Below are 15,038 nucleotides of genomic sequence, written 5' to 3' on the forward strand. Positions count from 1 at the left end.
CCTTATGAACCCCACTACGCCATTAAAAATTGAACGTTGTTGGAATTCTATCGGCATTGAGGGCGATCGCTCCTGTCCGCAATTAGCCACCTATACCCATTGCCGCAATTGTCCCGTTTACTCCACTGCTGGACGCTATTTGCTAGAGCGTTCCATACCTGAAGATTATCGCCATCAGTGGACTGAGTTACTGGCTAAATCTAGAACTGATGACAATTCCCAGATATCCCATACTTTAGCCACCATTCAAATCACGGTTGTAATTTTTCGTCTACAACGGGAATGGCTGGCACTTTCTGCCCAAATCTTCAAGGAAATTTCTCCTGCGAACGTGGTTCATACCATACCGCATCGCAGCAACCAAATCTTACGGGGATTGGTAAGTATCCGAGGCGAATTACTATTGTGTATCTCTTTGAGCGATCTTTTGAATCTGGAAACTGCCGATACAGCAGTACAAACGCTCAGTCCAGTGGTGTATTCGCGCATGGTGGTGCTGGAAAAGGCAGATAAAACTTGGGTGTTTGGTGTAGATGAACTTTATGGAGTACACCGATTTCACCGGGATGAGTTACAAGATCCGCCTAAGAGTCTGACTCAAACTTATACAAAAGGATTATTTCACTGGCAACCTAGCGGATCGCAAATGGAGCGATCTGTCAGCTATTTGGATGATGAATTATTATTCACCACCTTGGCTAGGAAGGTGCTGTAATCAAAGACCTAACCCCTTCCCTACAAGGGAAGGGGGAGCTAAACTCCCCTCTCCTCGTAGGCTACGGTGGTGTACACAAGTCTTTTAAAGTTGCTGCGGAATGTAGGGTGGGTTAATTTTTGTAGGTCGATGCAACAAAGGTGCGAGTCGATACAACAAACGTGCAGGGCAATGCAACAAACGTGCAGGGCGATGCAACAAACGTGCAGGGCAATGCAACAAAGGTGCAGGGCAATGCAACAAAGGTGCAGGGCAATGCAACAAAGGTGCAGGGCGATGCAACAAACGTGCAGGGCAATGCAACAAACGTGCAGATCAAGAGACTTGTGTACACCACCGTAGCCTCGTAGGAGAGGGGGTTGGGGGCAATACTTGTCGGGTTTTGGGGAAAAGGGGAAGGTGGGGTTCCAAGAAGGGGATAAGGGGCGGGGGAAAGGGGAAAGAAAAAACCTTTAACCTTTACCCTTTAACCTTTTCCCCAAACCCAATTCCGAGTTAAAAATGGACAAAGCGAGCAGTATTGGGGTTGGGGGAGAGGTTCTTCCAGGATTAATGAATCGGTGTTCTAGGAAGGTGTAGTAATGTTAGAAGAATTTGATGTTAGCAATCTTTCCTTGCTTGATTTATTCAACATGGAAGTAAAAGCCCAAGTTGTGGTATTGAACGATCGCCTGTTGGCACTGGAAACTAAGCCCGATCCCCAACCAGAACTGGCAGCTTTAATGCGGGCAGCCCATTGCATCAAAGGCGCTGCACGAATTGTCCAAATCGATCCGGCTGTCAACCTTGCTCACGTCATGGAAGACTGCTTTGTGGCGGCTCAAGAGGGAAAAGTTACCTTAACTGCCGATCGCATTGATGTATTGCTGCAAGGGGTAGATATGCTCTTGCGGATAGCTCAAATGGTTACAGCCAACCCAAATTTGCAGCTGTTAGAAGATGTTGGCATTCAATCATTGATAAGTGCGATCGCTAATATCCTAACTCCACAGCCAACCTCTACAGAAATTCATCCCCTAATCACAACAGCGCAGTTAGAAGACAACCAACAGACAATCCTTATTTCCCCATCCCCATTAGAAGAACTGGGCATCACCCAAAATCGGGCGGTGCGAATGAGTACTGAAAATTTGAATCGCTTAATGGGTTTAGCAGGAGAGTCTTTAGTTGAGGCGAATTTATTAGAACCATTTGCAAACTCTTTGCTGAAACTGAGAAGCAATCAGGGGGAATTGTCCAATCTACTGGAGAAGTTACAAGAGTTATTGGGCAACTATCATCTGAATCGGCAAATTAAAGAAACCTTGAGTGCAACTCATCAAAAAGCTCATGAATGTTACCAGATGATGAGCGATCGCCAAAACGAACTAGAACAATTTTCTCAGCGTTCTGCTAATCTTGCCCAGCGCTTATATCAAGAAGTTATTGCTACTCGAATGTGTTCCTTTGCAGATGGGGGACAGGGATTTCCGCGAATGGTGCGCGACTTAGCGAGACAATTGGGTAAACGGGTGAAACTGGAAATCGTTGGTAAGTCTACTTTGGTAGATCGAGATATTCTAGAACGTCTGGAAGCTCCCTTGACTCATATCCTGCGGAATGCGATCGATCATGGCATTGAAACGCCCCAGGAGCGTCTAGCAGCAGGAAAGCCAGAAGAAGGAATTATTCGGATTGAAGTTACCCATCGCGCCGGAATGCTGTTTATCACCGTTGCAGATGATGGGCGGGGAATCGATATTGAGTTTTTGCGCCAAGTTGTGATCAGCAAACAACTGACAAACCCGGAAATGGCAGCCCAACTTACCGAAGTTGAGTTGATGGAATTCTTGTTTTTGCCTGGTTTCTCCACAACCCAAATTGTCACCGAAATTTCGGGTAGAGGTGTGGGGCTGGATATCGCCCATAGCACAGTCCGGGAAGTTGGCGGCACACTACGGGCGGTTTCTGTGTTGGGAAGGGGTATGACCTTTCACTTGCAGTTACCGCTAACGTTATCTGTGATTCGCACCCTGTTGGTGGAAATTGCTGGCGAACCCTATGCTTTTGGGCTAACGCGCATTGAACAGGTGTTGATATTATCGAAGTCTAAGATTGCTGTATCGGAAAATCGCCCATTTTTCGTGATGAATAATCAACCTGTGGAGTTGATTTTAGCAAGTCAAGTTTTAGAGTTAGCCTCGCCTGCGGTGAATATAGAATCTTTATCAGTGATTGTAATTAGCGATCGCCTCAATCGTTACGGATTAGTTGTAGATCGGTTTCTCGGTGAGTGCAATTTGGTTGTCCGACCCTTAGATCCTCGTCTTGGTAAAGTCCCAAACATTAGTGCCGCCGCCCTGATGGATGATGGTTCTCCAGTGTTAATTGTCGATGTTGAAGATTTGGTACGTTCGATCGCGAAGGTGTTTTCCACCGGACAACTTTCTCAGGTAAATCAGTCTGCTCATCAGGCAGTTACCAAAACTTACAAGCGAGTGTTAGTGGTGGATGATTCGATCACTGTGCGCGAAATGGAGCGCAAACTTTTGGAAAACAATGGTTACAAAGCGGAAGTGGCGGTTAATGGTATTGATGGTTGGAATGCAATCCGTAGCGGCGATTATGACTTGGTGGTGACAGATATTGATATGCCTAGAATGAACGGCTTTGAACTCACCAGCCAGATAAAAACTCATGCCAAGTTGAAGCAAATACCTGTGATTATAGTTTCTTACAAAGACCGGGAAGAAGACCGACTGCAAGGATTAGAAGCAGGTGCAGACTATTACTTAACTAAGAGCAGCTTTCATGATGACACTCTGTTAAAGGCGGTGATTGATTTAATTGGAGAGGCTTGATCGTAATTCGTAATTCGTAATTCGTAATTAAGACAGTAAGGTTTAATCTGGGTTTCTATCTATTGTATTTTTAGGGTTATTTTGGAGAAATGCGATAATTTGTGAGAATTGCGATCGCTAACGATATGTTGATGGCTGTAGAGGCACTGCGGCGGGCTGTGGTAAAAATACCAGGTTATAAGCTGGCGTGGGTTGCCTACGATGGTGCGGAAGCTGTGAGTAAGTGTGCGGCTGATACTCCTGACTTGATTTTGATGGATGTGCTGATGCCCAGTATGGATGGAGTAGAAGCTACACGCCATATCATGAGCCAATCTCCCTGCGCGATTGTGATGGTAACTGCTAGCGTTAATCGCTATGCAGCCAAGATTTTTGAAGCAATGGGCTATGGAGCCTTGGATGCCATCAATACGCCAATCTTAGGTGATGATGGGCTACTAAATAAAATTGCCACGATCGCCCGTTTAATTGGCAAATCTTCACATCGGCGATCGCTGCCTGTCCATCACTCAAAATCACTTCCACCTCTAATTGTGATGGGGTCTTCCACTGGTGGGCCCCAGGCATTGAAAACTATTCTCTCCCAATTTCCCCAAGACTTTCCAGCGGCGGTGGTTGTTGTTCAACATATAGATGCCCAATTTGTCCAAGGTTTTGCCGCCTGGTTGAATGAGCAAATTCCTTTGGCTGTGCAACTAGCGATCGCAGACTCTACACCACAGCCTGGTAAAGTTCTGCTTGCTGGCACAAATCTTCATTTGGTGATGCGTCCCGACCTCACCTTTGCCTATGACAAAGAACCACTACATTTTTTCTATCGTCCATCAGTTGATGTTTTCTTCAAGAGTGTGGCTAAAAATTGGACTGGAAAGGGGGTTGGGGCGTTGCTAACGGGGATGGGTGGAGATGGCGCTCAAGGCTTAAAACAATTGCGCGAAGCAGGTTGGCATACTATTGCTCAAGACCGCAAAACTTGCGTTGTTTATGGTATGCCGAAAGTAGCAGTGGAATTAAAAGCTGCGGTAGAGGTTTTGCCAGTTGAGGCGATCGCATCAGCCTGCATCAAATTTACGGCATAATGCTTAATCAATTAGTTTTGTTTTATACTTCGAATAAAAATATGTGTATGAAAGCAGATACTTAAAACACCTTTGCGAAGTATTGCAAAACACTAATGCATTCAAATACGGAGATATAATTGCGACAATTGCCGATTAGTAGATTTAACTGGCTAGTTTGTAGTATTAAAAACAAAGACCTATTTAGAGGTACTAAATGAACCTGCAAGAAACAGCACTCTTAGAAATATCTCCAAAGACAGCAAGATTATCACCACCAAACTGGAGTCAACCACAAACTCCACAAGCTGCGCCATTTATTCTGAATGCCAAAATATCTACAGTCAGACTTTTGCTAATTGACGATCAGGTAATTATCAGCGAAGCTTTCCGTCGGATGCTTGCGACAGAAACAGATATTTCCCTTCACTATACAAGTAATCCAGCTAAAGCAATTCAAGATGCGATCGCCATAGAACCAACGGTGATCTTTTTGGATATGATCATGCCAGATATCGATGGATTAATGTTATTGCGTTGGTTTCGCTCTCATCCAGTAACTCGTGATGTACCAATCGTCATGTTATCCAGTAAAGAAGAAGCAAAGCTCAAAGCAGAAGCTTTTACTGAAGGCGCTAATGACTACCTAATCAAATTACCAGATCCAGTTGAGTTAATTGCCCGCATTCGTTATCATTCCAAAGCTTACAATAACCTCAAAGCACTCACTACTGCAACTGCTACTGCCCAACTTCAAGCACAACAGTTAGAAAATACTTTACGAGAATTACAAGCTACCCAAGTTCAATTGATCCAGACAGAGAAAATGTCTAGCTTGGGCCGGATGGTTGCAGGTTTAGCGCACGAAATTAATAATCCTGTTAATTTTATTCATGGTAATTTTAATCATCTGAATAACCATGTAAACTGTCTTTTAAATTTAATCCAACTATATCAACAAGAACATCCAGATTCCTATTCTTTATTTGAAGAAAAATTTGGCGATTTTAATATTGATTTCATCATTGATGATTTACCAAAAATTCTTTCATCTATGAGGATAGGAACCGATCGAATTCGTGACATCGTGCTGTCCCTAAAAAACTTTTCTCGACTCGATCAGTCAGATAAAAAAGCTGTGAATATTCATGAAGGTATTGAAAGTACTTTATTACTTTTAAATCATCGACTACAACCAAAAATTGAGATTATTAAAAAATATGGAAATCTCCCACCAGTTCAATGTTATCCAGCACAACTCAACCAAGTATTCATGAATATTCTTAGTAATGGCATTGATGCTTTACTAGAGCTAGATAATCAAATCCCAAAGCAAATTGTAATTCAAACTGAAGTAACTAAATTAGAAACAGTCATCATTACATTTAGAGATAACGGTAATGGAATAGATTCTGAGATTCAAAGCAAGATATTCGATCCTTTTTTTACAACTAAACCTATCAATAAAGGAACGGGACTAGGTTTAGCAATTAGCCATCAAATTATTGAGAAACATCAGGGAAATATCCAGCTAAAATCTGAATTTGGCTATGGAACTGAATTTGCGATCGAAATTCCAATAGCATTATCTGTTAATCATAAAAGCAACACTTAAATTAAGATTTCACCGGAGAATTATTCTCTAAGGTGTTTATTCATTTTTCAACAAAGTTAACTTATAACTTAATAAGTTTATAATCCACTTAAATGCGATCGCACTTTTTTATAGGAATCCATAATTCATCTCATCGCATCTTAATGATGAATTATGAATCATTTGCTACCGTTTGCGTGCATAGGATGAGTAACGCTAGTGTTAAAAGAAGTCGTCCAAAGCCAAACCCTCATCCCAGAAGTCGAATAGGAAGCTAGAATGGCAATTCCAAATAAACAAGTAAAATCTAATACTGATATTTTAGATAATAGACGCACCCAAACTCGTATCCAGGTTCGTATTCCTAAAGACTTGCATGAGGAACCAGTCATTTCACGACTGGTTTCTCACTATGGCATCACAGTGATTATTGCTGATGCTCAGGTAAGCGCAAACGTGCCACAATATAGCTGCTTCGATCTGGAACTGCGAGGTACTGTTTCTCAGATTGAAAGCGCCCTAACTTACCTAGATGAACTGGATTTAGAAGTTTTGCATCAATCCAGTGCTGAAGAAGATGGTTGGTAAATTTAGTTAGGAGTTAGGAGTTAAGAGTTAGAAGTTAAAAAATTCATAACTCATAACTCATAACTTTTAACTTTGTTTAAGCCATTTGATTTTCAATCGCCCACCGCGCTAGTTCAGTGCGATTGTGGAGATTAGTTTTGCCCAACATATTGGACACATGGCTTTCAACCGTGCGCTGACTAACATTTAGTTCTTCAGCAATTTCCCGGTTAGCTAAACCCCTAGCAACAAACTGGACTACTTTCAGTTCCGTTGGGGTTAATTGCACATCGAAGGGAACCTGGATACGGGAACCGTTTTCGCCTCCTTTAGCTTGGTGTTCTTTCCAACGGATAGTTTGTTTCAGCGAGGACTCAACTTGGGCTACGAGTTCTTCTGGTTCAAAGGGTTTGACCATATAAACATCAGCACCTTTATTCAGACCCTTAACTCGGTCTGCACTTTGTCCCTTAGCTGAAAGGAAAAGAACCGGAATCCAGCTGGTGCGTTCGTTTTGCCGGACTTGTTCCACAAAAGTATATCCGTCCATTTCCGGCATCATCACATCGCAGATAATCATGTCTGGAACATCTTGCTCTAAAATTTCCAGAGCTTCACGTCCATTTTCGGCGGTGATGACTTCGTATCCCCGGAATTCTAAGTAATCCTTCACCAGCAAGATGAGGTTAGGGTCATCATCAATCAATAGAAGTCGTTTGTGATCTTTCATGCTGGGCTCTTTCATAGCAGTGGCACTTGTCGCGCTTCGGTCCATCAAAGTCTTGAATATTTATCCTCTATGGTGGGTTATTTCGAGATGTGTCCTTTTTCCTACTTAACTTGCCTTTGCTGTCTCGAAGCCTCAAAAATGCCGAGCATTTTTAAGAGACTAATAGCTCGATAGCAAAAGTCCAGCAAGGATACGTATAGCAGTAGTATCTATAATGCGCTATTATATATCGCATTGAAAGTGACGGGCGAAAAAACACTGATTAAATAATAATCCTTCTGACTCACAAGTAAGTATTGGCTTAAAGATGACCCTACCTTAAAACCAACCCGCACTTTCTTAAACCTTACTGCTGTTCCATATCCTTCAATTGTTAAGCCTCTATGAGGTGTTCACAAGAAACTAAGGAAGTTTCTGGCAAAGAATGGTTTCAAAATACATATTCTTCTACCACCTTATTGCCTATCTAAGTGTTCTTGGATGATCTGCTCAATAACTTCCAGGTTTGCTTGGCGATACCAGACACCATCAATGTAAACCACCATTATGAGTTTAGAACAACAAACGCGCAAGCCGTTGGCTTTAGTTGTATAGACGCATAAGGAATAATTCTGTTGCGACTTATCAAGTTTTAAGTCTTTAAGTCGCTCTTTTAAGTATTCCCAGGATTCCAGACTAGCTGATTTTGAGCAGCAATTAGCAATTGTCTGGTCAGCGCAAATAAAAATGTGTCGCTGAATTTTTGCAAGTCCTAAACTTTCTACACCATTACTCAGGCCTTATATTCTAGAGACTTAGTGGCTTTTGGGATTTGATGGCTTGACTGGATCACTGTATTGTTACTTATCGGGCGGCTCCCTGATTACAGTTCTATAACAATTTCCAAGCTTTGCAAATAAAGTTGACTGAAAAGGGAATGGAAAATTGGGAAAACTCTTCATTACTCTCAACTTCCTTTAACCATATAAAAGTATACGTAACTTACGAAGCAGAACCCGCAGAGTAAAAATAATTAGGCATTTGTACTTAAGTAGAACGATGCTCTTATAGTTCGGGAACCCGTACTAAAGAAATTCTTGCCATTAGATGCAACTTTTCGGTAAATTAGCACTCAGGGGTTGAGAGTGCTAATCTCTGGAGAAAATAATTATGGCAGCTTTATCTTTAAGCGTTTCTACAGTTAAACCTTTGAGCGATCGCGTTTTCGTAAAAGTGAATGCTTCAGAGGAAAAGACCGCAGGTGGTTTGTATTTGCCCGATACTGCCAAGGAAAAGCCCCAGGTAGGGGAAGTAGTGGCCCTTGGCCCTGGCAAGCGTAACGATGATGGTAGCCGTCAGGAATTGGAAATTAAAGTCGGCGATAAGGTGCTTTACTCCAAGTACGCTGGTACTGACATCAAGCTCGGTACCGAAGAATATGTACTGCTTTCTGAAAAAGATATTTTAGCAGTTGTTGTTTAGTGGTCATTAGTCATTGGTCATTAGTCATTAGCCAATGACAAAAGACAAATGACGAAAGACAAATGACGAAAGACAAATGACAAAAGACAAATGACAAAGGACAACTAACAATTATGGCAAAGCGCATTATCTACAACGAAAACGCCCGTCGCGCCTTGGAACGAGGCATTGACATTCTGGCTGAGGCTGTAGCTGTTACCCTTGGCCCCAAAGGTCGTAACGTAGTCCTAGAAAAGAAATTTGGCGCACCGCAAATTGTTAATGACGGTGTAACGATCGCTAAAGAAATCGAATTAGAAGACCACATTGAAAACACTGGTGTAGCTCTGATTCGTCAAGCTGCTTCTAAGACCAATGATGCTGCGGGCGATGGTACCACCACTGCCACCGTTTTAGCTCATGCGATCGTTAAAGAAGGCTTGCGGAACGTTGCAGCTGGTGCTAACGCAATTTCCCTGAAGCGTGGTATTGACAAAGCTGCCAGCTTCCTGGTAGAGAAAATTGCTGAACACGCCCGTCCAGTAGAAGATTCCAAAGCTATTGCCCAAGTTGGTGCGATCTCGGCTGGTAATGACGAAGAAGTTGGTCAGATGATTGCCCAAGCAATGGACAAGGTGGGCAAAGAAGGCGTAATTTCCCTAGAAGAAGGGAAATCTATGTTCACCGAGTTGGAAATCACTGAAGGGATGCGCTTTGACAAAGGCTATATCTCTCCCTATTTTGCCACCGACGCAGAACGGATGGAAGCGGTTTTTGATGAGCCTTTCCTCCTGTTGACTGACAAGAAAATTGCTTTGGTACAAGACCTTGTACCAGTATTAGAGCAAGTAGCTCGTGCTGGTCGTCCTTTGGTGATTATCGCTGAAGATATTGAAAAAGAAGCTTTGGCAACCTTGGTAGTAAACCGTTTGCGCGGTGTGCTGAATGTGGCTGCTGTTAAGGCTCCTGGCTTTGGCGATCGCCGCAAAGCACTACTAGAAGACATCGCCGTTTTAACTGGTGGTCAACTAGTTACCGAAGATGCTGGTCTGAAGCTAGATAACACCAAGCTGGATAGCCTGGGTAAAGCTCGCCGGATCACCATTACCAAGGACAGCACCACAATTGTTGCCGAAGGTAACGAAGCTGCTGTTAAAGCTCGTGTCGAACAGATTCGTCGTCAAATCGATGAAACCGAATCTTCCTACGACAAAGAGAAATTACAAGAACGTCTTGCTAAACTCTCTGGTGGTGTTGCTGTAGTAAAAGTTGGTGCAGCCACCGAAACCGAAATGAAAGACAAGAAACTGCGCCTAGAAGACGCTATCAACGCTACTAAAGCTGCTGTGGAAGAAGGTATTGTTCCTGGCGGTGGTACAACTCTGGCTCACCTTGCTCCCGACTTGGAAGTTTGGGCAAAGAGCAATCTTAAAGATGAAGAGTTGATTGGCGCTTTGATTGTCGTTCGCGCTTTACCTGCACCTCTGAAGCGAATTGCTGAAAACGCCGGTCAGAATGGTGCTGTAATCGCTGAACGTGTCAAAGAGAAAGACTTCAACATTGGCTATAACGCTGCAACCAACGAATTTGTCGATTTGTTAGCTGCTGGTATTGTTGACCCTGCTAAGGTAACTCGTTCTGCTCTGCAAAACGCTGCTTCCATCGCTGGTATGGTGTTAACAACCGAATGTATTATAGTTGACAAACCTGAACCTAAAGATGGCGCTCCTGCTGGCGCTGGTGCTGGTGGCGGAGACTTCGATTACTAATAGTTTGTTTGTAGTTACATAATTTGTAAAACAGCTGCTTCCTTTATGGAGGTGGCTGTTTTTTTGTGTCAATGATTATAAAACAGGAGTCAGAATTCAGAATTCAGAATTGGTAAATACTCTACCCATAAAGGAATGGAATTTTAAGGCGAGAATATTTTAATTTTTTTCGCTTGACTTTGGGCGAAAGCGTGTAGCAGGGCGTTCGCGGTAGCGTCTTGTAGAGTTGCCAGGTTTTAACCTCTATTCGTCACCCACTCGTACAGAATTCATACCTATTAGCGATTAGCTAAGGTTTAGCCCATTCTGACCGGAGGCGAAGCGTCTCCGACTCCGCTCCTGAGTTCTGAAGTCTTCTTATAAATAAGAAATCCAATCACTCCAGCTACCAGCATAAAGTTTACCTTTGCGAATCCCAGCTAATTCTAAAGAAAGTAAATTTACACAAGCAGTAACGCCAGAACCGCAATAAACCAAGATTTCTTCGGCTGTTTTTAGCTGTTCCCACCGACGGCGTTGTTCCTCTTGAGGGAGTAGGTAGCCGGAAGAGTCTGTCACTTCTTGCCAAGGATAGTTGACTGCACCAGGAATATGTCCAGCAATTTTATCAATTGGTTCTCGTTCACCTCGATAGCGATCGCTTTCTCTCGAATCTACCAACACTACCTCGTCGCAATCTTTCTGGCTTTTCACTACAGTAATATCTACCACCTTTTCTGTTTGTACTTGAGCGACGAAAGTACCCTTTTGCGGTTCAGGAACGACATCTGTAACAGAATACCCAGCTTTTTGCCATCCAGTAAAGCCTCCATCTAGTACTGCGACTTGCTCATGTCCGAGATAGCGCAACAGCCACCACAAACGAGATGCAAAGGCAAGGCGCGAATCATCGTAAGCGACAACCAGAGTTTTTTGGTAATTTACCCCAATCGCCGCAAATTTGTCAGCTATATCATTAGGGTCAGGTAAAGGATGTCTCCCGCCATGCTTACCCACTGGACTGGAAAGATCCTGATTCAAATCTAGGTAATATGACCCTTTAATATGGCTTGTTTGGTACTGTTGTTGTCCTAGTTGTGGATCGGCTAAAGAAAAGCGACAATCAACAATAACAACTTGCGGATCTTCTAAATGTTCAGATAACCAAGCTGGTGAAACAACAAATTGGGAATTGGGCATTGGGAATTGGGAATGGGGAATTGGGAATGGGGAATTGGGCATTGTGCATTGGTTTTTCACAAATGACAAATGACAAATGACAAATGACAAACTTAGAAAATTTTACACCTAAGCTCACAGCAGATGGTTCTTTCACCTTTGTCTCTCAAGAGTTTGGTGAATCCTTTCACAGCCATTATGGAGCTAGGCAGGAGAGTTTTTTCAAGTTTGTGGAACCAACTCAACTAGCTACAGCCGCCCAAAAACCAGTTTTGCGAATATTGGATATTTGTTATGGTCTAGGATACAACACAGCTGCCGCTTTAGAGACCATTTGGGCAGTTAATCCTAGTTGTTGTGTGGAAGTAATCTGCTTAGAAGTAAATCCAGCAGTGCCACAAGCTGCGATCGCTCATCGCTTGTTCGACAATTGGAACTGTAACTATACTGAAATCTTGTCCCAGCTAGCTTTTGAGTATCAAGTGCAAACACCTCGCCTGAAAGCAAAGCTACTAATTGGTGATGCTAGAACTACGATCGCATCAGTACATCAGTCGGGTTTCTTAGCAGATGCAATTTTCCTCGATCCTTTTTCACCACCACAGTGTCCCCAATTATGGACTGTTGAATTTATTAAACAACTTTCATTGTGTTTACATCAAGATGGTTTATTAGCCACCTATTCTTGTGCTGCTGCTGTACGCACAGCACTTTTGTCTGCTGGTTTGGTAGTAGGTTCTACCCCACCCGTGGGTAGGCGATCGCCTGGTACTATAGCGATCCATTCTCTGAGTACTGAGTTGCAAAGTTACCCAGTACTGTCTTCCCTATCGCAAGCTGAAAAAGAACACTTGCTAACCCGTGCTGCTATTCCCTATCGCGATCCAAAATTGAGCGATTCAACCGAAGTCATAGTGATGCGGCGACAACAAGAACAACAAATCTCTTCACTCGAACCTACCTCGCGTTGGCGAAAAAGGTGGCTATTGGGAACACAAGGCAGGGATTTTATGGGAGGTAGTTTGTAGTTATATTGTTTACTGAGGTTCTATAGAAGATAACGGGATTTTGCCCCAAGTCCGATCCAGCCTGGTTTTGTCAAGTTTCACAAAGAATTGCTATTAAGCGATCGCAACAATAAACTAATTCCTCGCTCCTTAATCCCAAAGAAATTATCTATGATTGGCAAAAATTCTGATTTCTTTTTCAGATGCTGAGTAAATGAGTTTTCCGATGCACATAAATAAAATTCATGATAGTATATAGTTTTACATATTATTTGGCAGTGCTTAAGTATCACGATAACTGAGTAAGTAAAAATATGTATATCTAATGATTACCATAAAGACTTCTAACTAAAAACTTTATATTTTGAGATAAAACAAGCAACTCCGTGCTTTCTAGCGCTTTATTAGAGAAAAAGCTCCGTAATACACCTGATTTAAGATTTGTGCCAATTTATCATACTGGAATTAGAAGCAAAAAATTTGACAACAAGATATCCCTTGTTCGTAAGATAAAAGATATACGTTGTGAAAAACTTAGATAGGCAGATTGAGCATCATCCATAATCTCTATGAAAACTCGGACTCAGATACAGCTAAATATTAAATTTGTTTTGGAAATCTGACACCGTTAACTTGTGCAAAAACTTGGAGTGCCTTTGTGATTCAATGGAAATCCAACCATACAGGCTTTACAGAACAAATTGCTAGTGGATCAAACCCCATTAGCACAGTAAAGAGTATCGGTTCAAATCATGCTGTAGGATTGCAAAATAATCTGGAGGCTTGTCCTTTAAGCTTATCTCAAGAAAATCTTATGCTTGAAGATAGCCAAGCTGTGTCTTCTTGGATAAAAGTTGATGTTAATTGTGGTGATGATTTATTGGTTTCTAGAACACTACAAGTCAAAGGTTCTAAAGTGAATGGGTTTGATTTAGATCCCCCGAAGGTTTTAGTAGTTGACGATCATGCCGCCAGTCGGATGACTGCTGTTGCCCTCTTGGGGATGGAAGGATACGAAGTGATTGAGGCAGACAGTGGTTCTACTGTTGTAGGATTGGTAACTCACAAACAACCAGATTTAATTTTGCTGGATGTGATGATGCCAGGCATGGATGGATTTGAAGTTTGCCAATTGCTCAAACAGGATGAGCAGACTAGGCTAATTCCAGTAATTTTTATTACAGCATTAAATGATAGGCGATCGCGCATTCGGGGGATTGAAGTTGGGGCGGATGATTTTCTCACCAAACCCTTTGATCGTGTAGAACTGGCGGCGCGTGTAAAGTCTTTGGTACGGCAGAAGCGTCTGAACGAAGATTTAGACCATGCCGAACAAGTACTATTTTCCATCGCCATGTCCATTGAAAGTCGCGATCCCAATACAGGCAACCATTGTGAACGCCTGTTAAAACTCGGACAAGTTTTTGGTGAATACCTCAACCTCTCACGCTACCAAATTCGAGATTTAAGATGGGGTGGGTATCTCCACGATATTGGCAAGGTGGGTATTCCCGATGCAGTGCTGCTGAAAAAAGACCAACTCACCTCCGCAGATTGGGAGGTTATGAAGCAGCATGTTTTGATTGGAGAAAAAATCTGCCAGCCACTACGCAGTATGCGGGGCGTAATTCCCATTATTCGGCATCATCACGAACGCTGGGATGGTTCAGGCTACCCTGATGGACTTAAGGGAGATGATATTCCCTATCTGGCACAAGTATTTCAGTTAATTGATATCTATGATGCTTTAACCAGCGAACGGCCTTACAAAAGAGCTTTTACTTCCGCAGAAGCACTTTCTGTAATGGAAGAAGAAGTAGATTCTGGTTGGCGTAACCCCAAACTAATGCAGCAGTTTGCAGAGTTTATTCTGTCCTGTGAGGGAAAAGGTATTGGATAATGATTGATCCCTCCTGTAATGAGCCGGAATTAGCACTATAAGTCACCACATTTTACGAAAGCAGTTCTCCTGACCGAAAACGCAAAGGATACAGAGCAACTGAATTTATTTATGGAATAAAGCTTTAAAATGTACTTCGATAGCGCAGCGTAAAGCCTGCGGCATGGCTTCGCTATGAGCGAGTCCGCGTACTCTGTAAGAGTTGCAAACTACACTTTTAGCGTCTCGTAGAGAGCGTCATTTTGAATTCCCCGTTCGCG

The 15,038-nt window shown here is 42.7% G+C and carries 12 protein-coding genes; 10 read left to right on the forward strand and 2 right to left on the reverse strand.

Going from position 1 to position 15,038, the window contains the following annotated elements; all coding sequences use genetic code 11:
• Nucleotides 1–4 precede the first annotated feature (4 nt).
• From RMZ41_RS09350 to RMZ41_RS09375, 6 genes are all read left to right on the forward strand, one after another.
• Complete coding sequence (locus tag RMZ41_RS09350) at nucleotides 5–715, forward strand: chemotaxis protein CheW (RefSeq protein ID WP_322641705.1); 711 nt, start codon at nucleotides 5–7, stop codon at nucleotides 713–715.
• A gap of 140 nt (nucleotides 716–855) precedes the next feature.
• On the forward strand, nucleotides 856–1,065 hold the full coding sequence (locus RMZ41_RS09355) for a hypothetical protein (protein WP_322641704.1): 210 nt from the start codon (nucleotides 856–858) through the stop codon (nucleotides 1,063–1,065).
• Between the two features lie 231 nt (nucleotides 1,066–1,296).
• On the forward strand, nucleotides 1,297–3,555 hold the full coding sequence (locus RMZ41_RS09360; RefSeq protein ID WP_322641703.1) for a hybrid sensor histidine kinase/response regulator: 2,259 nt from the start codon (nucleotides 1,297–1,299) through the stop codon (nucleotides 3,553–3,555).
• A 101-nt stretch (nucleotides 3,556–3,656) separates the two neighbouring features.
• Entirely contained in the window at nucleotides 3,657–4,634 is a 978-nt protein-coding gene (locus RMZ41_RS09365) for a chemotaxis response regulator protein-glutamate methylesterase (RefSeq protein WP_322641702.1), read from the forward strand.
• A gap of 196 nt (nucleotides 4,635–4,830) precedes the next feature.
• The gene (locus RMZ41_RS09370; RefSeq protein WP_322641701.1) at nucleotides 4,831–6,228 is read left to right on the forward strand and encodes an ATP-binding protein; all 1,398 of its coding nucleotides are present in this window, start codon (nucleotides 4,831–4,833) and stop codon (nucleotides 6,226–6,228) included.
• 258 nt (nucleotides 6,229–6,486) lie between these two features.
• On the forward strand, nucleotides 6,487–6,795 hold the full coding sequence (locus RMZ41_RS09375; RefSeq protein WP_322641700.1) for an NIL domain-containing protein: 309 nt from the start codon (nucleotides 6,487–6,489) through the stop codon (nucleotides 6,793–6,795).
• A gap of 76 nt (nucleotides 6,796–6,871) precedes the next feature.
• On the opposite strand, the gene RMZ41_RS09380 is transcribed toward RMZ41_RS09375, so the two are convergent.
• Nucleotides 6,872–7,549 carry a response regulator transcription factor gene (locus RMZ41_RS09380; RefSeq protein ID WP_012407592.1) on the reverse strand — a complete coding sequence of 226 codons (678 nt, stop codon included), beginning with the start codon at nucleotides 7,547–7,549 and terminating at the stop codon, nucleotides 6,872–6,874.
• A gap of 1,104 nt (nucleotides 7,550–8,653) precedes the next feature.
• On the opposite strand from RMZ41_RS09380, the gene groES reads away from it, so the two are divergent.
• Nucleotides 8,654–8,965 (forward strand): co-chaperone GroES, encoded by a 312-nt coding sequence (gene groES / locus RMZ41_RS09385; protein ID WP_190729978.1) that lies wholly within the window; start codon nucleotides 8,654–8,656, stop codon nucleotides 8,963–8,965.
• Between the two features lie 113 nt (nucleotides 8,966–9,078).
• Entirely contained in the window at nucleotides 9,079–10,713 is a 1,635-nt protein-coding gene (groL, locus tag RMZ41_RS09390; RefSeq protein WP_322641699.1) for a chaperonin GroEL, read from the forward strand.
• Between the two features lie 357 nt (nucleotides 10,714–11,070).
• Here the strand turns inward: groL and RMZ41_RS09395 are convergent, their stop codons facing one another.
• Nucleotides 11,071–11,892 carry a sulfurtransferase gene (locus RMZ41_RS09395; RefSeq protein ID WP_322641698.1) on the reverse strand — a complete coding sequence of 274 codons (822 nt, stop codon included), beginning with the start codon at nucleotides 11,890–11,892 and terminating at the stop codon, nucleotides 11,071–11,073.
• Between the two features lie 83 nt (nucleotides 11,893–11,975).
• On the opposite strand from RMZ41_RS09395, the gene RMZ41_RS09400 reads away from it, so the two are divergent.
• Nucleotides 11,976–12,899: a tRNA (5-methylaminomethyl-2-thiouridine)(34)-methyltransferase MnmD gene (locus tag RMZ41_RS09400; protein WP_322641697.1), complete on the forward strand. Its 924-nt coding sequence runs from the start codon at nucleotides 11,976–11,978 to the stop codon at nucleotides 12,897–12,899.
• Nucleotides 12,900–13,536: 637 nt separating this feature from the next.
• Nucleotides 13,537–14,778 carry a two-component system response regulator gene (locus RMZ41_RS09405; RefSeq protein ID WP_322641696.1) on the forward strand — a complete coding sequence of 414 codons (1,242 nt, stop codon included), beginning with the start codon at nucleotides 13,537–13,539 and terminating at the stop codon, nucleotides 14,776–14,778.
• The last annotated feature ends 260 nt before the right edge of the window (nucleotides 14,779–15,038 follow it).

Source organism: Nostoc sp. DedVER02 (genome assembly GCF_034530675.2).
GTDB lineage: Bacteria > Cyanobacteriota > Cyanobacteriia > Cyanobacteriales > Nostocaceae > Nostoc.